At 54.9% G+C, this 23,436-nt stretch carries 17 protein-coding genes; all 17 read left to right on the top strand.

The window, feature by feature from the left end:
• Window positions 1–6: 6 nt before the first annotated feature.
• The gene (locus ACP7IZ_RS08025; protein WP_426848642.1) at window positions 7–2,025 is read left to right on the top strand and encodes a peptidoglycan D,D-transpeptidase FtsI family protein; all 2,019 of its coding nucleotides are present in this window, start codon (window positions 7–9) and stop codon (window positions 2,023–2,025) included.
• Entirely contained in the window at window positions 2,022–3,491 is a 1,470-nt protein-coding gene (locus ACP7IZ_RS08020; RefSeq protein WP_426848641.1) for a UDP-N-acetylmuramoyl-L-alanyl-D-glutamate--2,6-diaminopimelate ligase, read from the top strand. The genes ACP7IZ_RS08025 and ACP7IZ_RS08020 overlap by 4 nt, the downstream gene beginning before the upstream one ends.
• Window positions 3,488–4,873, top strand: a complete 1,386-nt coding sequence (locus tag ACP7IZ_RS08015) for a UDP-N-acetylmuramoyl-tripeptide--D-alanyl-D-alanine ligase (protein WP_426848640.1) — start codon at window positions 3,488–3,490, stop codon at window positions 4,871–4,873. The genes ACP7IZ_RS08020 and ACP7IZ_RS08015 overlap by 4 nt, the downstream gene beginning before the upstream one ends.
• Window positions 4,873–5,967 carry a phospho-N-acetylmuramoyl-pentapeptide-transferase gene (gene mraY / locus ACP7IZ_RS08010; protein ID WP_063354414.1) on the top strand — a complete coding sequence of 365 codons (1,095 nt, stop codon included), beginning with the start codon at window positions 4,873–4,875 and terminating at the stop codon, window positions 5,965–5,967. The genes ACP7IZ_RS08015 and mraY overlap by 1 nt, the downstream gene beginning before the upstream one ends.
• Window positions 5,964–7,379, top strand: coding sequence for a UDP-N-acetylmuramoyl-L-alanine--D-glutamate ligase (gene murD, locus ACP7IZ_RS08005; protein WP_426848639.1), 1,416 nt, complete (start codon window positions 5,964–5,966; stop codon window positions 7,377–7,379). Before mraY ends, murD begins: the two co-directional genes overlap by 4 nt.
• 7 nt (window positions 7,380–7,386) lie before the next feature.
• The gene (locus tag ACP7IZ_RS08000) at window positions 7,387–8,550 is read left to right on the top strand and encodes an FtsW/RodA/SpoVE family cell cycle protein (RefSeq protein ID WP_426848638.1); all 1,164 of its coding nucleotides are present in this window, start codon (window positions 7,387–7,389) and stop codon (window positions 8,548–8,550) included.
• Window positions 8,547–9,695 (top strand): undecaprenyldiphospho-muramoylpentapeptide beta-N-acetylglucosaminyltransferase, encoded by a 1,149-nt coding sequence (murG, locus tag ACP7IZ_RS07995; protein WP_426848637.1) that lies wholly within the window; start codon window positions 8,547–8,549, stop codon window positions 9,693–9,695. The genes ACP7IZ_RS08000 and murG overlap by 4 nt, the downstream gene beginning before the upstream one ends.
• Window positions 9,692–11,125: a UDP-N-acetylmuramate--L-alanine ligase gene (gene murC, locus ACP7IZ_RS07990; protein ID WP_035351936.1), complete on the top strand. Its 1,434-nt coding sequence runs from the start codon at window positions 9,692–9,694 to the stop codon at window positions 11,123–11,125. The genes murG and murC overlap by 4 nt, the downstream gene beginning before the upstream one ends.
• Window positions 11,122–12,066 (top strand): UDP-N-acetylmuramate dehydrogenase, encoded by a 945-nt coding sequence (gene murB / locus ACP7IZ_RS07985; RefSeq protein WP_426848636.1) that lies wholly within the window; start codon window positions 11,122–11,124, stop codon window positions 12,064–12,066. The genes murC and murB overlap by 4 nt, the downstream gene beginning before the upstream one ends.
• Window positions 12,063–13,001 (top strand): D-alanine--D-alanine ligase, encoded by a 939-nt coding sequence (locus ACP7IZ_RS07980; protein ID WP_426848634.1) that lies wholly within the window; start codon window positions 12,063–12,065, stop codon window positions 12,999–13,001. Before murB ends, ACP7IZ_RS07980 begins: the two co-directional genes overlap by 4 nt.
• Window positions 12,998–13,954 carry a cell division protein FtsQ/DivIB gene (locus tag ACP7IZ_RS07975; RefSeq protein ID WP_426848633.1) on the top strand — a complete coding sequence of 319 codons (957 nt, stop codon included), beginning with the start codon at window positions 12,998–13,000 and terminating at the stop codon, window positions 13,952–13,954. The genes ACP7IZ_RS07980 and ACP7IZ_RS07975 overlap by 4 nt, the downstream gene beginning before the upstream one ends.
• Complete coding sequence (ftsA, locus tag ACP7IZ_RS07970; RefSeq protein WP_063354421.1) at window positions 13,947–15,383, top strand: cell division protein FtsA; 1,437 nt, start codon at window positions 13,947–13,949, stop codon at window positions 15,381–15,383. The genes ACP7IZ_RS07975 and ftsA overlap by 8 nt, the downstream gene beginning before the upstream one ends.
• Window positions 15,384–15,469: 86 nt before the next feature.
• Window positions 15,470–16,990, top strand: coding sequence for a cell division protein FtsZ (gene ftsZ, locus ACP7IZ_RS07965; RefSeq protein WP_426848632.1), 1,521 nt, complete (start codon window positions 15,470–15,472; stop codon window positions 16,988–16,990).
• Between the two features lie 153 nt (window positions 16,991–17,143).
• Window positions 17,144–18,124 carry a UDP-3-O-acyl-N-acetylglucosamine deacetylase gene (gene lpxC / locus ACP7IZ_RS07960; protein ID WP_426848630.1) on the top strand — a complete coding sequence of 327 codons (981 nt, stop codon included), beginning with the start codon at window positions 17,144–17,146 and terminating at the stop codon, window positions 18,122–18,124.
• Between the two features lie 96 nt (window positions 18,125–18,220).
• Entirely contained in the window at window positions 18,221–19,258 is a 1,038-nt protein-coding gene (locus ACP7IZ_RS07955) for an outer membrane protein assembly factor BamD (RefSeq protein ID WP_063354424.1), read from the top strand.
• Between the two features lie 158 nt (window positions 19,259–19,416).
• Window positions 19,417–21,150 carry a DNA repair protein RecN gene (gene recN / locus ACP7IZ_RS07950; protein WP_426848628.1) on the top strand — a complete coding sequence of 578 codons (1,734 nt, stop codon included), beginning with the start codon at window positions 19,417–19,419 and terminating at the stop codon, window positions 21,148–21,150.
• Window positions 21,143–23,230: an NAD-dependent DNA ligase LigA gene (ligA, locus tag ACP7IZ_RS07945; RefSeq protein WP_426848626.1), complete on the top strand. Its 2,088-nt coding sequence runs from the start codon at window positions 21,143–21,145 to the stop codon at window positions 23,228–23,230. The genes recN and ligA overlap by 8 nt, the downstream gene beginning before the upstream one ends.
• The last annotated feature ends 206 nt before the right edge of the window (window positions 23,231–23,436 follow it).

Below are 23,436 nucleotides of genomic sequence, written 5' to 3'. Positions count from 1 at the left end.
CCTGACATGTCTGTCTCCCCCAATGACCCCGACCCAACGCGTACAGTAGGTGTTACGGGGGACGATTTGCGCGCCCGCGCACATCGGGACCAAATGCATGTAAGGCTTTTGGGTGTTGCCGGTGGTTTTTGCCTGATTTTTGCCGTTGTCGCCATTAAGCTTACTATTGCAACAGTCGTTCACCCCATGGCGCCAGAAAAGCGGCAGATTGCGCCGCAGGTTCCTGAAATTCCTAAAATTGACCCCAAGGGCAGCCTTGCTGGCGATTTCTCTTTGCCGCAAGTGCACCGTGCTTCCATTGTGGACCGCAACGGCCAAACCTTGGCGCTTTCTCTGCCTGTTGCGCAGGTTTACGCAAACCCGCAAGAACTGATTGACCCCAAGGATGTTGCGCACAAGCTGAAGTCTATCCTGAAGGATATGGATGAGCAGGAAACTGCTGATCGCCTTTCCCGCCCCAAACAGTTTGTTTACATCGCACGTAATATTTCGCCCCAACAGGAACTGGCCATCAATAACCTTGGCATTCCGGGCATTTATTTCGAACCGGGTGAAAGGCGGCATTACCCGCTAGGCCGCATGGCTGCCCAGATTATGGGTACTGTTGATATTGACGATCACGGCGTGGCTGGGATTGAGAAATACTTCGATAAGCGCCTGCTTTCTGATCATCGCCCGCTCCATCTCTCACTGGATATTCGTGTTCAGTCTGCTGTGCGTGAAGAAGTGGCAAACGCCATGCAGACATTCCAAGCCATTGGGGCATGTGGCATTGTGATGGATGTGCGCACCGGTGAAATTATCGCCATGGTCAGCCTGCCTGACTTTGATGCCAATAATTTTGCCCACGCCACCAATGATGAGCGCTTTAACCGTGCAGTTACCGGTTTGTACGAACCGGGTTCTACCTTTAAACTGCAAACAACGGCTATGGGGCTGGAAACGGGCACTATCCATATTTGGGACCGGTTTTCATCCGTGCCGTTGCATATCGGGCGCTTTACTATCCGCGATATGAAGAGTGACCATTTCTCTCCGTGGCTGACATTGCCCGAGGTGATGGCTTATTCCTCCAACCCGGCGGCCGCACATATTGCATTGGATGTTGGCGGCAAAAAACAGTCCGAATGGCTGCGTTCCATGGGGTTTTTCTCCCCCGTTCCGGTGGAACTGCCAGAAGCTGCACGCCCGTTGGTGCCACATCAATGGGGCATTGCCACGGTTATGACAGTTGGGTTCGGGCATGGTGTGGCAGAACCCCCATTGGCTATTGTGCGTGGCACAGCGGCTACGGTTAATGGCGGTATTCTGGTAACGCCTACTTTGCTGGATAAGGAAGACCCAGCTAATGCCACAGCCAGCGCACCCGGCATAAGCCCGCAATTTGCCAGCGGCATTCAAAACGCAGCGCTTGAGCAAAGCGTGGAAGATGATACTCAAAGCAGTGCGGCAGATGCCCCAGTTACGCCTGCAGGCCCGCGTATTCTTTCCGAAAAAGTATCCAGCCTTCTGCGTCGTCTTTTGCGGCTGGATGTTACCCACGGCACAGGGCGCACTGCGGAATCTCCGGGATATTTTGTTGGTGGCAAAACCGGCACGGCAGAAAAAATTGGCCCACATGGTGGCTACCTGAAGCACGTCAACATCTCGGCTTTTACAGGCATTTTCCCCATGAACTCACCGCATTATGCTGTGTATGTCATGCTGGATAGCCCCAAACCCACACCCCAAACCCACGGCTGGACAACAGCAGGCTGGAACGCGGCACCTACTGTTTCCAAAATTGTTTCACGCATTGGCCCCATGCTTCAGATTTTTCCAGATACAGAGCATGCTGAGCAGATTGATGCGCAAATGGCTCTGCCCCTGCATCCTGCAGTGCCGCGTGGCGTAAGACCACTTGGCCCTGGGAATGATCCGGGAGACCCGCGCAAAGCGGAAGCCGAACACAAGGCAGAAAAAGAAGCCCTTAAACGTGCTATGGCTGAACGCAAAAAAGCGGCTGCGGAGGTTATGGACGAATGAGCCTTCCTCTTTCCACCCTTCTTGCTGCTGTAGGGCTTCCGGCTCTGCCCGAAAATCCTGAAATTTCTTCCATTACGGCGGACAGTCGGCAGGTAAAACCAGGCACGCTTTTTGCCGCGTTGCCGGGTGTAAAAGCCGATGGCCGGGCCTTTATCGCAACGGCCGTGCAAAATGGTGCAGCAGCAGTTTTGGCACCCGCAGATACACAGTGGCCGACTGATGTACCCGCCTGCCCGCTGGTTCTGGCACCTAACCCACGCCACGCACTGGCGCTTATGGCGGCTGTTCTGGCGGGGCCTCAGCCACAGCATCTGGTAGCTATTACTGGCACAAATGGCAAAACCAGCACTGCAGATTTTATGCGCCAGATCTGGGCGTTGCAGGATTTTAAGGCCGCTGCCATTGGCACGCTTGGCCTTACTGGGGCGGAAGATACTTCCATTTCATTTCCAGCACTTACCACGCCAGATCCGGTTGCCCTTGCCAATGGGCTGGCAGCGCTTACTCAAGCTGGCTTTCAGCATGTAGCGCTGGAAGCCTCATCCCACGGGTTGGAACAAGGGCGGCTAGATGGTTTACATCTTGCCGCTGCGGGTTTTACCAATCTAACACGGGATCACCTAGATTATCATCTGACCATAGAGGCCTATCGCACAGCCAAATTGAAGCTGTTTGATACCCTTTTGCCAGAACATGCCATTGCGGCTGCCAATGCCGATATGGATGCACAAACACTCCAAGCCATCTGCGCCATTGCCGCACGGCGGAACCTACGGCTAAGGCTGGTTGGGGAGCACGGCACAACACTCCGCCTTGTGGCACATAACGCTCTCCCCGCCGGGCAGGAATTGACCATTGAACACAATGGCCGCACGAGCACGGTTCTGCTGCCTATTCCGGGGCGCTTTCAGGCAGACAACGTATTGTTGGCTATAGCCTTGGCTGCACAAGATGATGCCGAAATTGCGCGTATTCTCCCCCTTCTGCCCCATCTTAAAGGGGTGCGGGGGCGTCTGGAACGCGCAACAGTGCTGCCCAACGGGGCCTGCGCCTATGTGGATTACGCCCATACACCAGATGCATTGGCACGGCTTTTGGCATCTTTGCGCCCCCACGCACGCGGCAAGCTGATTGTTGTTTTGGGCGCAGGCGGAGACCGCGATAGTGGCAAGCGCCCTCTTATGGGGCAGGAAGCCGTAAAAGGTGCAGATATTGCCATTATTACAGATGACAACCCGCGCACAGAAAACCCGGCCTCCATTCGTGCAGATATAAAAACCGGCGCTCCGCAAGCGCTGGAAATTGCAGATAGAAAACAGGCAATAGCAGAAGCTCTTTCCATGCTTAAAGCAGACGATGTACTGGTTGTGGCCGGCAAAGGCCACGAACAGGGACAAATTATAGGCAATACCATTTTACCGTTTGATGATGCCGCCGTGTTGCGCACACTGGCGGGCCATCCATGAGCCTTTTGTGGACGCGCGAAGAACTGGAAACCGCAACTGGTGGAACGTTTTTAGGAAATACCCCTGTTTCCGTTACCGGCATTTCAATTGATACACGCTCCCTTGCCCCCGGAGACCTGTTTATTGCCCTCAAAGGCGATAACAGCGATGGCCATGCACATATTGCTACAGCGCTAGAAAAAGGTGCCGCGGCCATTCTGGCTCATTCAGCCGAAGGCCTAACAGACCCGCGTATTCTGCTGGTATCTGATACCATGCTGGGCCTTCAAAAACTGGCACTGGCCGCACGGGCGCGCTTTAAGGGTAAAGTTGTAGCCGTAACAGGCAGCGTGGGTAAAACCACCACCAAGGAAATGCTGCGCCTTTGCTTGGCACCTTCTGGCCTGACACATGCGGCCGAGGCCTCCTACAACAACCATTGGGGTGTGCCGCTTACCCTTGCGCGCCTACCGCGGGAAGCTGCTTTCTGTATCAGTGAAATTGGCATGAACCATCCGGGAGAAATTCTTCCGCTTGCCAAGATGGTGCAGCCAGATGTGGCCATTATCACCACCATTGGCTCAGCGCATCTGGGCCATATGGGCAGTCTGGATGCTATTGCGGCAGAAAAAGCCTCCATTATTACCGCACTGCCCGCAGGCGGTATTGCCATTGTGCCGGATGATGCGCACGGCACACCGTTTTTTACTGCTACAGCAGTAAAAGCGCAGGCTGTTTTGTGGCCCTGTGGTGTAAACCCTCAAAGCACTGCACATCTGAGCCATTTGCAAACTGGTGCTGATGGCTCGCACTTTGATGTTTCCATTTTGGGCAAAACTTTCAACGTCCACCTTCCCGCCCCCGGCACGCATCTGGCCCGCAACGCCGTTGCGGCACTCGCAGCTTGTGCCGCCCTAGGTGCAGATGCTGCAAAAGCCGCAGCCGCATTGGCAGCTTTCCGCCCAGGCAAAGGTCGTGGTGCTCTCACCCAAATTGCCGGTGGAGCCATTACGCTGCTGGATGAAAGTTACAATGCCTCAGCGGCTTCCATCCGGGCTGCTTTGGATGTTGTGCACCATATTCCTGCCACGCGCCGTATTGCCGTTCTGGGCGACATGCGTGAACTGGGTGAATTTTCCATTTCCGAACATCAAGCGCTTGCTGCCCCTACAGCCAGTGCTGCTGACCTCGTTTTTTGCTGCGGATCCTACATGAAAACCCTTTTTGATGCCCTTCCGCCCTCTAAGCAGGGCGCATGGGCAGAAAGTGCTGCCTTACTTGCTCCTCATGTCTGCGCGGCTTTGCGCAAAGGAGACGCCGTGTTGGTGAAAGGCAGTTTAGGGAGCCGCATGCGCGATGTTATTGCAGCACTCAACGCACTTCCCGCAGTGGAGTGTGCCTAATGCTGTATATGCTGATTTCTCACGCGGCGCATGATGGACACATCACAATCCTGAACCTGCTGCGCTACATCACGTTCCGCGCAGGGTGTGCGTGTATGACAGCCCTTGGCATCAGCCTGCTTCTTGGCCGCCCGCTTATTAGAATGCTACGCCGTATCCAACGCGAAGGTCAGCCCATTCGTGCCGTTGGCCCTGAACGCCATATTCTGGAAAAAACCGGCACGCCCACAATGGGTGGTGTGCTGATTTTGATTTCTCTGGTGATCTCCATGCTGATTTGGGGAGATCTGGAAAACGGGTTTGTGTGGGCCGTTATGCTCACCACGCTGGGTTTTGGCGCCATTGGGTTTGCAGATGATTACCGCAAGCTTGCGCGCCGCAACACGGATGGTCTTTCCAAACGCGCCCGGCTTGGCGGAGAATTTGGTATCTCGCTTATCTGCGGGTTGTGGCTGCAATATCTTATGCCGCCAGAGCTGGCAAACCATCTGGCTTTTCCGTTTGTAAAAGACCTTCTGCTGCCGATGGGTATTCTCTACCCTGCGTTCGCCATGATTGTGATTACCGGCTTTGGCAATGCGGTCAACTTTACAGATGGGCTGGATGGGCTGGCTATTGGCCCCGTTATTGTGGCTTCCCTCGTGTTTGCCATTCTTTCCTATCTGGTCGGCAACCACGTTTTTGCTGATTACCTGCAAATCCACGCTGTGCCCGGCACGGGGGAACTGGCCGTATTCTGCGCCGCCCTTGTGGGGGCTGGCCTTGGGTTTTTGTGGTTTAATGCCCCTCCGGCCTCGGTCTTTATGGGGGATACAGGCTCTCTTTCCCTTGGTGGCGCACTGGGCTCCCTGGCCGTAGCTATCAAGCATGAACTGGTGCTGTGCATTGTGGGCGGCCTGTTTGTGGCGGAAACACTTTCTGTGGTCATTCAGGTGTTTTGGTACAAACGCACAGGCCGGCGTGTGTTTCTTATGGCCCCTTTCCACCACCATTTTGAGAAAAAAGGGTGGGCAGAACCCAAAATTGTCATCCGGTTCTGGATTGTCTCCATTGTTCTGGGGCTGTGTGGTCTAGCCACGCTGAAACTAAGATGAACGGCTTTTCACCCTCCCTGTTTTCCGGGCAGCGCTTTGCTGTTTTCGGGCTTGGCAAAAATGGCTTACCAGCTGTGCTTATGCTGGCCAGCACAGGTGCCACTGTGCAGGTATGGGATGATGGTGAAGGCGGGCGCAAAGGGCTGGCAAAAGCACTTTCCACTCTTGCGCCAAACGTTGCAGCACGTATTCAGTGCAAGCCGTTTGAAAGCCTACATGGGTTTGAAGCACTTATTCTTTCCCCCGGTATTCCACACGTTTTACCCAAGCCGCACCCTATTGCCCTTATGGCCAAGGAAGCGGGCATTCCCATTCTTTCCGATGCGGAACTGCTTTATCGGGCTGTGCGCAAATCTGGCAGCAAAGCCCGTTTTGTTGGCATTACAGGCACCAACGGTAAATCCACCACCACCACTTTGCTGGCCCATATTCTGGCAGAAGCCAAACTACCCGTAGCTGCTGGCGGCAACTTGGGGCCAGCAGCCCTTGCCCTGCCTTTGCTACCGGATAACGGCATATATGTGCTGGAAATGTCATCCTACATGCTGGAACGGTTAGATACCCTGCGCTTTGATGCCGCATGTTTGCTGAACCTGACTCCAGATCATCTGGACCGTCACGCAGGCATGGATGGCTACGCTCAAGCCAAAAAGCGAGTGTTCACCGGCCAAACAGGCAAGGATCTGGCTGTTATTGGCATGGATGATACATGGTGCCGCACCATTGCAGCAGAGCTGGAGCATGGACCTGCCAAATGTGAAACCATTTCTGGCACCAATCCGGCCTGTTCTTACTACGGCAAGGATGGTGCCATATGGCACCACAGCACACGCATAGCACAAACCGGGCTAAGCCTTCCCGGTACCCATAATGCAGAAAATGCTGCTGCTGCTATTGCAATAGCCCGCTTTCTGGATGTGCCAGATGCAACCATTGCGCAGGCTGTGGCCTCCTTTCCCGGCCTTCCACACCGGCAAAAGCTTGTAGCTTCCTGCAACGGGGTGGATTTTGTGGATGACAGCAAAGCCACCAACGCAGATGCAGCCTCGCGCGCCTTGGGGTGTTATGAAAAACTGGTGTGGATTGCAGGCGGCACGGCAAAAGAAGGTGGCATTGCCTCTCTCACGCCCTATTTCCCGCATATTGCACATACATTCCTGATCGGGCGGGATGCTCCGCAATTGGCCCAAACACTAAAAGAACACAACGTGCCTTTTACTATGGCAGAAACACTGGAAAACGCCGTGCCTGCGGCTTATACGGAAGCGCACCTTACGCATACGCCTGTTGTGCTGCTTTCACCCGCCTGCGCCAGCTTTGATCAGTTTTCTGGGTTTGAGGCACGTGGCCTGCGCTTTCAGGAACTGGCGGATGAGGTTTGCGCCCGGCATGCGGGCATGACAGAGCAGTGAGAGACTGATGGCCGGTTCTTCCCGCACCGATGATTCCCCGTTTGGCCGCTGGTGGCGGAATGTAGACCGGACAACTCTGATCTGCACCTTCATCCTTATTGGTTTTGGCTACATCCTTATGCTGGCCGCCAGCCCTGCTGTGGCTGTGCGTATTGGCGCATCGCGCAATATGTTCATTTTCAAGCAGGTGATGTTTTTAGGCATTGCGGGCGTTATCGTGGTGGGCATTTCCATGCTCTCCCGCAAGGCTGTGCTGCGCCTTTCCATAATAGGCGGCATGCTTATGCTGGGGGCAACAGCACTTACCCTTGTACATGGCATAGAAATTAAAGGGGCACGGCGCTGGATTGCCCTGCCCATGATGTCTCTCCAGCCATCCGAGTTTTTAAAGCCCTGCTTTGCCGTTGTTACAGGCTGGCTGCTGACCCAGCGCCGTGTTTCACGCTACTTTCCCGGTATGCTTATTGCCTTTGCCCTATATGGGTTGATTATGCTGCTGCTGAAATCTCAGCCAGACATTGGCATGCTTACGGTTATTACGGCCGTGTTTCTGGTGCAGCTTTTTGTAGATGGCCTTAACCTCATTCTGGTTGCATTTGGCTTTGGCTGCATGATTGCCGCCGGTATTGCTGCGTTTTTCATCTTCCCGCATGTGCGTTCCCGCGTTGAGCGCTTTATGCACCCCGGCGTGGGGGACCACTACCAGATTGATACCGCCCTGCGCGCCTTTGGTAATGGTGGCCTACTGGGCCGTGGCCCCGGTGAAGGCCGCGTAAAAGATCTGCTGCCAGATGCCCATGCAGACTTTGTGTTTGCTGTGGCGGGGGAAGAATACGGGCTGGTTGTGTGCATGCTCATTATCTGCGTATTTGGCGTGATCGTGGTGCGCACCCTGCTGCGGCTGATCCGTGAGGACGATCCATTTGTTGTGATTGCCACATCTGGCTTGGTAACAGGCTTTGGCCTGCAAGCATTTGTGAACATGGCTTCTTCCTTGCATCTTATTCCCACCAAGGGCATGACACTGCCATTCATTTCCTATGGTGGGTCTTCTGCCATGTCTGTCGCGTTGGCTATCGGCATGGTGCTTGCTCTTACACGGCAACAACAGGGGCGTTCCCTGGCTGGCAATGGTTTTGTAACCACACTCAGACAATGGCGGTCAGCATGAGTTCACGTACTATCGTCATTGCCGCAGGCGGCACTGGCGGACACTTCTTTCCGGCCGAAGCGCTGGCAGATACATTGGCAGAACGCGGCCACCACCTTGTGCTTATGACAGATGGGCGCGCTGGCAAGCGGGAAAGCGGTGTATTTGCCCGTGGCCCGCAATATGTTCTCAGCGGTGCTGGTGTGGCTGGGCGTGGGCCAATCCGTGCCATTCGCGCAGGCCTCACCCTGTTGGCGAGTGCATGGAAAGCGCGCGCTATTCTCCAGCAAATCAAGCCTGATGTGGTGGTGGGTTTTGGGGGCTATCCTTCCGTGCCGCCTTTGCTGGGCGCACGGCTGATCGGGCGTAAACACCCTGCCCTGATTATTCATGAGGGCAATGCTGTATTGGGTAAGGCCAATGCGGTTCTTTCCCGCTTTGCGGATGTTATTGCCACGTCTTTCCCTTCTGTTGCCAAGCTACCTATTGGCGCGCGTACCGTGTTTACAGGCATGCCCGTACGCCCCGCCATTGCCGCTCTGGCGGGTGAAGGATGGGTGCCACCAACAGACCATATTAACCTGCTGGTATGGGGTGGTTCTCTGGGGGCGCGTATTTTCTCTCAGGTTGTGCCTGCCGCCATAGCCAAATTGCCGGAAGGCCTGCGCCAGCGTATCCATATTACACAGCAGGCGCGGCAGGATGATCTGGACGCCGTGCGCACTGCGTATGCAGAAATGGGTGTGCAGGCACGTGTTGAATCCTTCTTGCAGGATGTGCCCGAACTTCTAGCCTCCGCCCATCTGGTTATCGGGCGTGCTGGCGGCTCTTCTGTGGCAGAAATTACAACAGCGGGCCGCCCATCCATTCTGGTGCCTTTGCCCATTGCCGCCAGCGATGAGCAAACGGAAAATGCCCGCGCCATTACCAATGCTGGAGCAGGCTGGATGATCCGCCAGCCAGACTTCACCTCTGCGGCCCTTGCCAGCCGCCTGAATGATCTTTTCACCGCGCCGGATGAACTGGCACAGGCAGCCCAAGCCGCTGCCACGCTTGCCCGCCCGGATGCTGCCCTCCGCCTGGCCGATATAGTAGAAGAATGCTTCACTCCTTCCCCTGCACCCGCCCATCCGACGACCTCCAGCGAGACGGAGACACGCGCATGAGAGCCCTCCCCCTTTCCATCGGAACCATCCATTTTGTCGGCATTGGCGGCATTGGCATGTCCGGCATTGCGGAGGTGCTGTGCCTGTTGGGGTATTCTGTGCAGGGTTCGGATATTGCAGAAAACGCTAACGTTAAGCGCCTGCGGGCTGCGGGTATTCCTGTAACCATTGGTCATAAAGCCGAAAATCTGGGTGATGCACAGGTGGTGGTTATTTCCACCGCTGTTAAGCGTGATAACCCGGAAGTTGTTGCCGCACGCGCCAAGCTGATTCCGGTTGTACGCCGGGCAGAAATGCTGGCTGAACTCATGCGCCTGCGCTGGTCTGTTGCTGTGGGTGGCACACATGGCAAAACCACCACCACCAGCCTTGTGGCTGCCGTGCTGGAAGCCGCCAAGCTGGACCCAACAGTTATTAACGGTGGTATTATTGAAGCCTACGGCACCAATACCCGCATGGGGAAAGGTGACTGGATGGTAGTTGAGGCAGATGAGAGCGATGGCTCCTTCCTGCGCCTGCCTTCCGTTATTTCGGTTGTTACCAATATGGACCCGGAACATCTGGACCATTGGGGCTCCCCCGAAGCAATGGAAGCAGCTTACGACCAGTTTGTTTCCAACGTGCCATTTTACGGGTTTGCCGTGCTGTGCATTGATCACCCAGCCGTGCAGCAGATGATCCCGCGCCTGTCTGACCACCGGATTGTCACCTATGGGTTCTCTCCCCAAGCCGATGTGCGCGCAGAAAAACTGATTACTGACAAACTGGGCGCCACGTTCGAAGTCACGCTAACAGATCGCGTAAGCCGCCACACCCGCAAGGCTGGCCCCTTCCGTCTGCCTATGCTGGGTTCTCACAATGTGCAGAACGCTCTGGCCGCCATTGCCGTAGCAACGGAAATGGACATCAGTGATGACGTCATCCGTTCAGGCCTTGCCAGCTTCCGTGGCGTAAAACGCCGCTTTACCCGCACGGGGGAAGCCGGTGGCATTACGGTAATTGATGATTACGGCCATCACCCTGTTGAAATTGCCGCTGTACTGAAAGCTGCCCGGCAAGCCGGTGCCAACCATGTTATTGCCGTTATGCAGCCGCATCGCTATTCGCGCCTGAAAATCCTGTTCTCAGATTTCTGCGCCTGCATGAATGATGCAGATACCGTGATTGTGTCGGATGTGTACGCTGCGGGTGAAGACCCATTGCCCGATGCCAGCCGCGACAAGCTGATTGAAGGCCTGCGTGAACGTGGGCATCGTTCGGTGGTGCCATTGTCCAGCCCAGACCATTTGGCCGAAATGATCAACGCCATCGCCAAACCGGGGGATTATGTTGTGTGCCTTGGCGCAGGCACCATTACCAACTGGGCGCAGGCTCTCCCTGCCCAGCTTGCTGCCTTGCAGGCAGAAGACAAGGGTGGCAACGCGGCATGAACAATCCGGCCTCCATGCAGGATATGGTCAAGCATGCCTTTGCCAATATGCGCGGAAGGCTAACACCACAGGCACCTTTGGGCCCACGCACGTGGTTTCGGGTTGGTGGGGCGGCAGAATGGCTGTTTCAGCCTGCTGATGCCGAGGATCTGGCTGGTGTTTTGCAACGCCTTTCCCCGGAACTGCCCATAACCGCTTTGGGGGCTTGCTCTAACGTCATCATCCGTGATGGTGGGTTGGAAGGCGTTGTGGTGCGTATGGCGCGTGGGTTTGCTGATATTAAAGTAGAAGCCGATGGCATTATAGCTGGTAGCGCCTGCCTGGATGCCACCGTGGCCGAACATGCCGCACAGGCCGGGCTTGCCGGGTTGGAATTTCTGGCTGGCATTCCCGGTTCCATTGGGGGTGCTGTGCGGATGAATGCAGGCGCTTATGGGTCAGACATCGCCAATGTTCTGGATTGGGCCGAAATTATTACGCGGGATGGCAGCCTGATCCGGTTGGATAATGCTGCCCTGCGCTTTGGCTACCGTCGTTCTGGCCTGCCGGAAGGAGCATTTGTTATTCGTGCACGTTTGCGGGGCACACCTGCAAATGCGCAAGATGTTGCCAACCGTATTGCAGAAGTACGCGCTGCGCGTGAGCTTTCTCAGCCTGTGCGGGCACGCACCGGGGGCTCCACCTTCCGCAATCCAGATGCAGAAACATCTGCTCGTAAAGCTTGGGAACTGATTGACGCCGCAGGGTGCCGTGGGCTGCGCCACGGAGATGCGCAGGTAAGTGAAAAACACTGCAATTTCCTCATCAATCTGGGCAATGCCACAGCAACCGATCTGGAAGAATTGGGAGAAGACGTGCGCACACGTGTTGCCCAGAATTCTGGCGTTTCCCTGCACTGGGAAATCAAGCGGCTAGGTAAAACGGAGGCCTCCCCCAAATGAGTGCACCAAAACGCGTTACTGTGCTGATGGGCGGAATGTCTTCCGAGCGCGTAGTCAGCCTTTCCTCCGGGCAAGGTGTGGCTGAAGCGCTGCGCAGCAAAGGGTATGATGTTTGCACGTTGGATGCCCAAGCAGATCTGGCAGCACTGGTTGAAACGCTGAACACACAAAAGCCGGATGTGGTGTTTAACGCCCTACATGGTCGTTTTGGTGAGGATGGCTGTATTCAGGGTATTCTGGACTGGATGGGCATTCCATACACCCATTCGGGTATTCGGGCCTCGGCCACTGCCATGGATAAAGCTGCTGCCCGTGCTATTTTCCAAACTGCCGGATTACCTGTAGCTGAAGGCATGGTGGTAGATATTGTCACCCTTGCCGATGCAGATCCCCTACCCACACCATATGTTGTGAAACCACTCAATGAAGGCTCGTCCGTTGGGGTTTCCATTGTGCGTACGGGTTCCAACACACGGGCTGATATTGTTAAAAACTGGACTTTTGGCCCACAAGCACTGGTAGAAGCCTTTATTCCGGGCCGCGAAATTACCGTAGGGGTTATGGGGGATCGTGCTCTCACCATTACGGATATTACCCCTACCGGCACGGGGCATGATTTTTACGACTATGATTCCAAATATCAGGTTGGCGGCTCTGCCCACGTTCTGCCTGCACAAATTGATGCTTCTAGCGCCAAACTTGCGCTGGAAGTTGCTGTAAAGGCTCATCAGGCTTTGGGGTGCTCTGGCGCATCGCGCTCTGATTTCCGGTTGGATGATACCAATCCGAAGCAGCCACACCTCATTCTGCTGGAGGTCAATACGCAACCGGGCATGACGGCAACTTCCCTGTTGCCCGAACAAGCCGCCTATTGTGGCATCAGCTACCCGGAACTTTGCGCATGGCTGGTTGAACAGGCTACCTGCCGACAATGAGGGTACCCCCATCTCCTGCTGACAGGCCCTCTCGCATCGGGCTTTTTCTCAGGCGGCAAAAACGCTTGCTGCGGCCTATCGCCGGGCTGCTGTTTCTGGCTGTTCTGGGTGGTGCTGGATATATCAGCCTAAAAATTCCTGCTGTGCAGGAACAGCTCGCCCCTTTGCGCGATAAGCTGCTGGGTACCTCTGCCCTGCGTGTTACCAGCATTCATATTGATGGTGCGCAGCTCACCAGTGAGCAAAGCATTCGGGATGCATTGGGTGTGGAAGTTGGAGACCCCGTGCTGGACTTTAGTGTTTCCGCTGCACGGGAAAAACTGGATACCCTGCCTTTTGTTGATCACGTTACCATAGAACGCCATCTCTCTGGCGAAATTGACGTGCATATTACCGAACGCCTGCCCTATGCTGTATGGCAGCATCAAGGGCATTTTGAACTGATAGACAAGCAAGGCAACCGTGTACCAGACCAAGGCATGACAGGTAAGGATGCAGAAGCCTTTACCAAATTGCCTTTGGTTGTGGGGGATGGCGCAAATACATCCGCTGCCGGCCTGATTGATATTATGGCACAAGAACCAGACGTTAAAGCCCGTGTTACGGCTGCTGTACGTGTCAGTGACAGGCGCTGGAATCTTACACTGCGTGATGGCGCAACCGTGCTTTTGCCAGAAGGCGAGGAAGCACCGGCCATTCACAGGCTGGCAAAAATCAACGCTACAACACGGCTGTTGGATCGGCCCGTGCTGCTGATAGATATGCGCCTGCCAGACCGGTTGACCATTAAGGAAAAACCACCTGCATCTCCACCACCATCGGATGCAGGAAATAACACGCAAGATACTCCTGCACCGCACAAGGCAGATGCTCCTAAACCGGTCTCGCATCCTGTGCACCCTGCGGCTAAAGAAGCAAAAAAAGATAACCCGGAGGAAAACCCAGATGAGTGACCCCACGCGTTCACCCGCTTCCTCTGGATTTAGTCTTTCTGATCGGCTGCATAAAAAGCGCACGACAGCGGCAACTGGATCTTCCCTGCTGATGAGTGGCGGGGAAAGCTCTCTCCCCTTGCCGCCTAGTGAGAAAAACAAACGGCCACATACATGGCGCAATGGTTACACCGCTGTTCTGGATATTGGTTCCACCAAAATCACCTGCCTGATTGGCAAAGGTGAGCCCAACGGCAATTTACGCGTGGTTGGCTATGGCTGGCGGCGTTCTGCCGGTGTGCGTAATGGGGCCATTACAGAGTTGCAGGAAGCAGAAGCTGCCATTCGGGCCACCGTTGGGCAGGCCGAAACCATGGCAGAGCGCCCGATTGATAAGGTGGTGGTTAATCTTTCCTGCGGGCATCCGGCCAGCCGTCTGTTTAACGTGCGCTGGCCTATTGGCGGCCGGGTTGTTACGGAAGCAGATATTCGGCGCGTAGTAACGGAAGGCCGTATTCAGGCCACCGTTCAGGGGCGTGAAGTTATTCATACCCTTCCCATAGATTTTACCGTGGATGATACGGAAGGCGTTTCAGACCCACGGGGCCATCTGTGCGAAACGCTCAAAGCTCGCCTGCATATTATAGATGCGGCCACCACAGCACTGATGAATCTGGAAACTGTGCTGAGCCGTGCAGAACTGAAAATGGAAGCCTTGGTTTCCTCTCCTCTCGCTTCTGGCCTTTCCGTGCTGGATGCAGATGAGCGAGACCTCGGCACCACCGTAGTGGATATGGGGGGTGGCACCACATCTCTGGCAGTGTTTGGTGAAGGGCAAATTCTGCATACGGCTCAGATTGGTGTGGGTGGCCTGCATGTTACGCGTGATATTGCGCGCGGGCTCAGCACTTCCTTGGAGAATGCCGAACGCCTGAAAACCTTTTACGGCAGTGCAGATCTGGCATCAGATGTTGAAGATGAAGTTCTTACCGTTGAACTTTTGGGCAATGATGTCCCGCATTTTGAGCAGGTTTCACGCGCACAGCTCGGCCATATTATCCGCCCGCGCGTAGAAGAAACATTGGAACTGGTGCGTGAAAAACTGGATGGAGCAGGCCTTGGCACTGCGGCCAGTGGGCGCATTGTGTTAACTGGCGGCGCATCCTTGCTAGATGGCATTCGCCCAATGGCAGAACGCATACTTGGCATGCCGGTCAGTTCTGGACGCCCTTCTGGGGCAGGGTTTACGCGCTCCGTTCGCCTTGGGCGGCCTAAGCATATTATTGGTCTGCCCGAAAATACTGCCGCTGCTGCGGGCTTTGCAACAGCCGCTGGGTTGCTGTTCTGGGCCGCCAGCGCAGAACGTCCTTTTGGAGACGTGGAGTTTCGGGAAGCAGCCCCTTCCGGTTTTTTACAAAAACTCGTCGCTTTTATTCGAGAGAGGGTTTGATTTAGCTTACAAATTCTTGGTAATCTGAACGTAATCTTATTTCTCTAAGCATATACCGGTAAGCTGCAGCCGTTCGGGAGACACACATGACACTCAACCTGACCGTTCCACCCCAAACACATGCTGATTTTTCCCCAAAAATCACAGTCATTGGTGTTGGCGGTGGGGGAACGAACGCAGTTGACAACATGATTGCGTCCAACCTGCAGGGTGTTGATTTTGTTGTTGCCAACACCGATGCCCAAAGTCTGGAAAAAAGTCTGGCAGATAGCCGAATCCAGCTTGGCCCACATCTGACCCACGGTTTGGGTGCCGGTGCAAAGCCAGAAGTAGGCCGGGCTGCGGCAGAAGAAGCTGCAGATGAAATTGCACGGTATCTGGATGGCGCTCACATGGTTTTTATCACCACCGGCATGGGTGGTGGCACGGGCACAGGCGCAGCCCCCGTTATTGCCCGCATGGCGCGTGAACGGAACATTCTGACCATCGGTGTTGTCAGTAAGCCTTTTGCTTATGAAGGCAAGCGCCGTGGACGTGTTGCGGATGAAGGTATCAAGGAACTTCAGCAGTATGTTGATACGCTGATTGTTATCCCCAACCAGAACCTTTTCCGTATTGCCAACGAACGTACGACCCTGCGTGAAGCCTATCAACTGGCTGATCAGGTGCTCAACATGGGCGTGCGCGGCGTAACCGATCTGATGATGGATCGTGGTTACGTTAATCTGGATTTTGCCGATATCCGCAGCGTTATGGCTGAAATGGGCAAAGCCATGATGGGCACAGGTGAAGGTGAAGGTGAAAACCGCGCCGTAGAAGCAGCAGAAGCCGCTATTTCCAACCCGCTGCTGGAAGATACCTGCATGTCCACCGCCAAGGGCCTGCTGGTGAACGTGACCGGTGGCGAAGACATGACCTTCTTTGAAGCAGAAGAAGCCTTTAACCGTGTCTGCCGTGAAGTGCCTGAAGATGCGAACATGATCTTCGGGACTGTTATTGATGAAAAAATGAGCGGCCGTATCCGGGTATCCGTGGTTGCCACTGGCATTGATATGCCTTCCGATTCGACGGATCGTCCGCATTTGGTGGCGGTTGAGGGTGAAGCTCCGGCAGAACAGCCGCAGGCTGCTGTTGGTGGTGGCGCGCCCGCGCCTACTGCTACTGCTGCGCCCGTTCCACCCACAACCACGCAGGCTACGCCTTCTACACAGGCCACAGCGGCACCGCAGCATGCGCAGGTTTTTCAGCCTGCTGGCGCCAATAATGTTTCTGCTCCGCCAGCACATACAGTTCCGGTACAGGCTGCGCCGGCAGCAGCCACCAACCACCAGCCCCAACAGCTACGCCCGGCGGTATCTCCCCGCGCTGGTCTGTTTACTGAAACGCCGCGCCAACCCGCAGCGGCCCCTCAGCAGCAGGAAGCCCCAGCACATCGCAGCCTTTTTGGCCGCGTAACTGGTGCGTTCCGCCGCAACGGAGCCGATGCTTCCCGGCAGGAACCCAACGCTCAGCCGCGCCCCACCATCAGCCAAGCCGATCAGGGATCTGGCCTGCGTTCTGGTGAAGGAGATTCCGGGCTGGAAATTCCTACCTTCCTGCGCCGTTAATTTTTTATACTTTACTCTATAAATGCGTCGCCTTTCATAAGGCGGCGCATTTTTTATGTAATAGATGGCAATAATCGTTGACTGGCTTCTCCCAGAAACAAGCTTTAGCGTTGTCATAACTTTCTATCTACGCAAGCATAGGATGCCCAGATAATGGACGGTCTGCTAAGGGAGCCTCTCCTGTATTCCGATATTGTAGAAAGCCCAGCATCTTTTATGCCATCTATAAGGAAAACCCCGTCTGCTTTGCAGCATACGCTTCGCCATGCCATTTCGTGCACTGGCACGGGGCTACATACGGGGCAATCCATTCGCATGAGCTTGCATCCTACCTGTGCCGGACATGGCATTGTGTTCCAGCGTACAGATCTGCCCAATGCGGCCCCCATTGCGGCCCGTTACGATAACGTGCTGGAAACACGCCTAAGCACCGTTTTGGGTGAAGCCCAACGCCCAGAAAACCGGGTGGCCACGGTTGAACATCTTATGGCAGCCTTGAATGGCTGCGGCATAGATAACGTGCTTGTTTTGATTGACGGCCCGGAAACTCCGGTTTTTGATGGGTCTGCCGCCGATTTTGTGTTCCTGCTGGATTGTGCCGGGCGGAAGGCGCAGGATGCCCCCCGCCGTTTTATTGAAGTTTCCAAGCCCATTCGGATTTGCCATAAGGATTCATGGGCAGAGCTTCACCCCATAGCAGGCCACCACCTTCATCTTTCCCTGAGCATTGATTTTCCGGCAAAAGCCATTGGCCAGCAAAGCTATAGCGCCGAACTTACGCCGTGGTCTTTCCGCCATGAACTGGCAGATAGCCGCACTTTTACCCTTAAAGCGGAAATTGAAGCCCTGCATCGCGCCGGGCTGGCACGTGGTGGCTCGCTCGACAATGCCATCGTGGTGGATGATGACCATATTCTCAATCCATCTGGCCTGCGCAAGCCGGACGAATTCATTCGACATAAAGTAATGGATGCGGTGGGGGATCTCTACCTTGCCGGTGGCGTATTGTTGGGTGAATTCCGGGGCCACAGGTCTGGCCATGCCTTGAACAACCAGGTTCTGCGCGCCCTTTTTGCGGACCAGAATGCGTGGCGTGATATCACGACATCCCTACCCGCTGCGTCCGCCGCCTGATGCCTTTTTGGCGCAATAACGAATCAATAGCTGTTTCATTGCTTTTCTTGCGCAGTGGGCATGCTATAAGATGCCGTCTCTAAATGAAGAGCCGGTATGTCTGACATTTGTATCAAACCACAGTTACTTCGCCACGTCCTGCCCCGCGTGCTTTCAGTTGCCCTGCTGACGAGCCTGGCAGGCTGTGGCTTGTTTAATGAAAACAAGAAGCTGCCGCCGGCTCCCAAAATTGCTGCGCCTGAAACCCTTTACAATAACGGCATTGATGCCCTGCGCACTCGGCGCTATGCCCTTGCGGCTTCAGAGTTTGAAACGCTTCAGCAGAATTACCCCTATTCTGGTTACATCGCGAATGCCCAGCTTATGGAGGGCTACGCGTATTACCTGAAAGGGAAATACCCCGAAGCCGTGCAGCAGCTTAACCGCTTTATTAGCCTACACCCCACCAGTTCAGATTCCGCCTACGCCTATTATTTGCGCGCACTGTGCTTTTACGAGCAGATTGCAGATGTCCAGCGCGATCAACAAGGCACAGCAGAATCTATGGATGCGCTGGAAGAAGTGATCACACGCTTTCCGCAGTCCAAATACGCGCGTGATGCGCAGCTGAAAATTGACCTTTGCCGAGACCATCTGGCCGGTAAGGAAATGCTGGTTGGCCGCTATTATCAGCGTGAAAAGAACTACGAAGGCGCGATCAACCGCTACCAACGTGTGGTGCAGGATTTCCAGACCACCAACCATGTGCCCGAAGCATTGGAACGCATGGTGGAAGTGTATCTGGATCTGGGATTAACGGATCAGGCGCGTAAATCTGCCATTGTGCTGGGTTACAATTACCCCGGCAGCAAATGGTATCGCTATGCCTATGATAATCTGCACCGCTATCATTTGCTAACGGATAAGTTCCCTATTCCCGGTAAGATTGTTTCTGCATCTGACATGCCCAAAGATGCCGAGCCCGGAACAGCTGGTGCCAAAAAAGGCACAGCTATGGAACCAGATGCTCTGGCAACAGATACGCGTAATGAAAACACACAGCCGCAGGCCATGCCTATTAAGGCAGCACCTGTTACACCTGTAAAAGCAGAACCTACCGCTCCGGCTGCCCCTGCAAGCTCACCTGCAAAATAAAGAACACATAGAGAACATTTTTTCTGGCGGCTCGCGCCTGAAATGAGTATTGTGCGTTTGCCGCCCCACGCGGGCGGGGCAAGCAGGAAGCTATTGGCTTTTGTGTTTTGCCGTCTTTCCTGTCCTTTGGGCGCAAGCCCGGAAAACCGGATGCCATTATGCTAACAAGCCTTTCCATCAGGGATGTTGTTCTGATTGAAACGCTCGATCTCTCACTCCACGCAGGTTTTACTGCACTTACAGGGGAAACCGGAGCGGGCAAATCCATTCTGCTAGATAGTTTGGGCCTTGCCATGGGTGATCGCGCAAGTGCTGGCCTAGTACGTGCCGGTGCGCCAGAAGCACGCGTAACTGCCAGTTTTGATGTTTCTGCTTCACACGAGGCATTCGGCATTCTGCAAGAGCAGGACATTCCCGCAGAATTACAGGAGCCCTTGGTCCTCCGCCGAGTCATCTCCAAGGAAGGCCGCTCCCGCGCATGGATCAACGATCAGCCTGTTGGTATCACGCTTTTGCGGCGCGTGGCCGCAACCCTTATTGAAATTCAAGGCCAGCACGAGCAAATGGGGCTGGCCGATTCCAGCACACATCGCGGTTTGCTTGATGCTTATGGTGTCAAACCTTCTCTATTAAGTGGTACTGCTGGTGCGTTTGATCGTTGGCAAACCCTGCGCTCAGAACTTGCCAATGCACATCGCGCATTAGAAGAAGCCGCGCGGGAAGAGGAATGGCTGCGCCATACGGTTGATGAACTCACAGCCCTCGCCCCGCAACCGGGTGAGGAAGAGGAATTGGCCCAACAGCGCCATGCGCTTCAACAAGCCGAACGACGTGGAGAAGCTGTAGCCGCAGCCCTTTCCGAACTTACCCCCAGAGACAGACGCTCCCCCGGCCCAGCCGCCGCCTTGCGTGGCGCAACCCGCGCCCTGCTGCGCCTTGTGCCAACAAATGCATCCGCTACCCCACCAACATCGGCAGAAGCCGAACCGTTGGAAGCCCGCACAACAGAAGCCCTCACGGCGCTGGAAAATGCCGAAAACGCTTTGGCAGAAGCCGAAAACCTGCTCTCCCGCTTAGCTGCGGACACAGAAGCCAACCCGCGCCTGTTGGAAGATACAGAAGAGCGCCTGTTTGCCCTACGCACCGTGGCACGCAAACATTCCATTCCCGTAGATGATCTGGCAGAGTTGCTTGCTCGCCTTTCTAGCCGCCTGACAGCACTGGAAAACGGCACGGCGGCGCTGGAATCTCTTAAAATTGCAACCGAAGAAGCGCGGCTGACGTATATTCAAAAAGCCGAAGCCCTGCACGAAGCCCGCACCAAAGCTGCCCGCAAGATGGAGCAGGCTGTTACCGCGGAATTAAAGCCTATCAAACTGGAAAAAGCCCGCTTTCTGGTGGATATCAAGCCACTTCCTACTGAACAGTGGAGCCGGCAGGGTATGGAACAGGTGATCTTTCTGATCGCGGCCAACCCCGGCCAACCAGCAGGGCCTTTGGCTAAAGTTGCTTCTGGTGGTGAACTTTCCCGCCTTATGTTGGCGCTTAAACTGGTTCTGGCCGGTCAATCAGGTATTGGCACGCTGATTTTTGATGAAATTGACGCGGGCGTTGGGGGGGCCACAGCCGCCGCCATTGGTGAACGCCTGCATCGGCTTGCGCAAAATGTGCAGGTTCTGGCTGTTACCCATAGCCCTCAAGTGGCGGCCAGCGCAGATGCACATTTGCGTATTGGCAAACTTACCCGCAACGGCCAAACCGTAACACACGCCACCCCACTTACAGATACAGAGCGTAACGAGGAAATTGCGCGTATGTTGGCAGGTGATACAGTAACCGATGCCGCCCGCGCCGCTGCCGCCAGCCTACTTGGACATGACAATAATGCCTGAACCCGCCCTTCTTCCCGCTACAATGACACCCCAACAAGCACGGGAAGAACTGGAACGCCTTGCCGCCGAAATTGCCCACCATAACGCGGCCTATTATCGGAACGATGCGCCAGAAATCAGTGATGCAGAATATGATGCCCTGCGCAGGCGGTATGATGCCATTGTGGCCCAGCACCCACAGGCCGAACCAGAAAACAGCGCAGCCCAAGCCGTAGGGGCCGCACCCGATACAGCTTTTGGCAAGCACATCCACCTTGTGCCCATGCTCTCGCTGGACAACGTGTTTGACAGAGAAGATTTTGAAGGCTTTATCAGCCGCGCCACACGCTTTTTAGGCCTGGATCAGGAAGCAACAGAACAACTGATTTTTGTAGGGGAGCCCAAAATTGATGGCCTTTCTATCAGCCTAACCTACGAAAAAGGCCGTTTTGTACGTGGCACCACCCGCGGAGATGGCACAGAAGGCGAAGACGTTACCGCCAATTTGCGCACGCTTAAGGATTTGCCGTTACGCCTTTCTGGCTCCTACCCCGATCTCATCGAAATTCGTGGTGAGGTTTTTCTTTCCAAAAAGCACTTTCTGGAACTCAACGCAGCGCAAGAAGCTGCAAACAAACGGCTGTTTGCCAACCCGCGTAATGCAGCAGCGGGTTCATTACGGCAGCTAGATTCCAAAATTACGGCACAACGCCCGCTATCCTTATTCGCTTATGCGCTTGGTTTCTGCTCAGAAAAAATCAGCCGCAGCCATTGGGCTTATCTGGAGCAACTCAAAGCGTGGGGTTTTCCGGTTAACCCGCTTTCTCGCCAGATCAAAGGCGTAGAAGATGCCGAAGTCTTTTTTGCGGAAGTCAGCCAGAATCGGGCTGAACTTGCCTACGATATTGATGGCGTTGTTTACAAAATTGATGATCTGGCCCTGCAAGAACGCTTAGGTTTTGCAGGCCGGGCCCCACGCTGGGCCATTGCGTGGAAGTTTCCGGCAGAACAGGCAGTAACCCGCCTGAAAGAAATAGAAATTCAGGTTGGCCGCACAGGTGCGCTTACCCCTGTTGCACATCTGGAGCCGGTAAATGTTGGTGGTGTGCTGGTTATGCGCGCAACCCTGCATAATGAAGACGAAATTGCCCGCAAGGATGTCCGCCCCGGTGATATGGTTTTTATCCAGCGGGCGGGGGATGTTATTCCTCAAGTGTTGGGCGTTGCCCCTTCTACAGATGGCACGCCCCGGCAGGCCCCTTATCTCTTCCCCGATCATTGCCCTGCTTGCGGTGCGGCGGCTGTGCGGCCAGAAGGCGAAGCTGTGCGCCGTTGCACAGGTGGGCTCACCTGCCCCGCGCAGGTTGTGGAGCGGCTTATCCACTTTGTTTCCCGCCAAGCGTTTGACATTGAAGGCTTGGGAGACCGCAGTATTCGTGAATTCCACGATATCGGCCTGATTTTAACACCCTGTGATATTTTCCGCCTGCATGAACACGCCGCAGACATAGAAAAGCGCGATGGTTGGGGCGAGCAATCAGTTCAAAAGCTGTTGCAGGCCATAGAGAGCCGCCGCACCATTTCTCTTTCTCGTTTTATTTATGCGCTTGGCATCCGTCGGATTGGCGCCAGCAATGCCCGCCTGCTGGCACGCCACTATGGCACCTATGAAAACTGGTTCAACCAGATGCAGGCTGCCGCCATTATTGGATCTGACGCGCGGCTGGAACTGGGTTCCATTACCGGTATAGGCACGACCACAGCGGAAGATCTGGTGGCCTTTGTGGCAGAAGAACATAACCTGCAAACATTGGCGGATTTACGCGCAAATCTGACCATAACGGAAGAAACTGCGGCATCCGAAGGTGCCTTAGCTGGCAAAACCATTGTGTTTACCGGCACCCTACACACCATGACACGGCCAGAAGCCAAAGCAACGGCGGAACGCATGGGCGCCAAGGTTTCGGATTCTGTTTCCAAAAAAACAGATCTGGTTGTTCTGGGGGAAAAAGCTGGCTCAAAGGCCAAAAAGGCTGTGGAACTTGGCCTTCAGACCATGGATGAGGCAGAATGGAACGCTTTTTGCTCCGAGCAGGAATAGCGCAGCGCGCCACACGTTTTTTTGTATTCTGATACAAAAGAGAGATTGCCCGCCCAGCAAAACTGCGTCATGCTACTTTCCAACGAAGGGATGGATTACAAAGTCGTCCAAAACCAAGAATAAAAATAGCACGCAGGCCAGCCTATCGCCCCGTTATCTCCTTTTCCTCCCCTCGGTCGGGGCTTTTGGCTTTACTGTATGCAGGA

The sequence above is a fragment of the Acetobacter sp. AAB5 genome (assembly GCF_050106715.1).
Classification (GTDB): Bacteria; Pseudomonadota; Alphaproteobacteria; order Acetobacterales; family Acetobacteraceae; genus Acetobacter; species Acetobacter oryzifermentans.
Note: the sequence above shows the minus strand (reverse complement) of the source record. Positions and strands in the feature narration are given on the sequence as shown.

Bases quoted from the DNA above. Each gene is read 5' to 3' on its own strand.
- ACP7IZ_RS08025 (WP_426848642.1), top strand. From the start codon at position 7: ATGTCTGTCTCCCCCAATGACCCCGACCCAACGCGTACAGTAGGTGTT.
- ACP7IZ_RS08020 (WP_426848641.1), top strand. From the start codon at position 2,022: ATGAGCCTTCCTCTTTCCACCCTTCTTGCTGCTGTAGGGCTTCCGGCT.
- ACP7IZ_RS08015 (WP_426848640.1), top strand. From the start codon at position 3,488: ATGAGCCTTTTGTGGACGCGCGAAGAACTGGAAACCGCAACTGGTGGA.
- mraY (WP_063354414.1), top strand. From the start codon at position 4,873: ATGCTGTATATGCTGATTTCTCACGCGGCGCATGATGGACACATCACA.
- murD (WP_426848639.1), top strand. From the start codon at position 5,964: ATGAACGGCTTTTCACCCTCCCTGTTTTCCGGGCAGCGCTTTGCTGTT.
- ACP7IZ_RS08000 (WP_426848638.1), top strand. From the start codon at position 7,387: ATGGCCGGTTCTTCCCGCACCGATGATTCCCCGTTTGGCCGCTGGTGG.
- murG (WP_426848637.1), top strand. From the start codon at position 8,547: ATGAGTTCACGTACTATCGTCATTGCCGCAGGCGGCACTGGCGGACAC.
- murC (WP_035351936.1), top strand. From the start codon at position 9,692: ATGAGAGCCCTCCCCCTTTCCATCGGAACCATCCATTTTGTCGGCATT.
- murB (WP_426848636.1), top strand. From the start codon at position 11,122: ATGAACAATCCGGCCTCCATGCAGGATATGGTCAAGCATGCCTTTGCC.
- ACP7IZ_RS07980 (WP_426848634.1), top strand. From the start codon at position 12,063: ATGAGTGCACCAAAACGCGTTACTGTGCTGATGGGCGGAATGTCTTCC.
- ACP7IZ_RS07975 (WP_426848633.1), top strand. From the start codon at position 12,998: ATGAGGGTACCCCCATCTCCTGCTGACAGGCCCTCTCGCATCGGGCTT.
- ftsA (WP_063354421.1), top strand. From the start codon at position 13,947: ATGAGTGACCCCACGCGTTCACCCGCTTCCTCTGGATTTAGTCTTTCT.
- ftsZ (WP_426848632.1), top strand. From the start codon at position 15,470: ATGACACTCAACCTGACCGTTCCACCCCAAACACATGCTGATTTTTCC.
- lpxC (WP_426848630.1), top strand. From the start codon at position 17,144: ATGGACGGTCTGCTAAGGGAGCCTCTCCTGTATTCCGATATTGTAGAA.
- ACP7IZ_RS07955 (WP_063354424.1), top strand. From the start codon at position 18,221: ATGTCTGACATTTGTATCAAACCACAGTTACTTCGCCACGTCCTGCCC.
- recN (WP_426848628.1), top strand. From the start codon at position 19,417: ATGCTAACAAGCCTTTCCATCAGGGATGTTGTTCTGATTGAAACGCTC.
- ligA (WP_426848626.1), top strand. From the start codon at position 21,143: ATGCCTGAACCCGCCCTTCTTCCCGCTACAATGACACCCCAACAAGCA.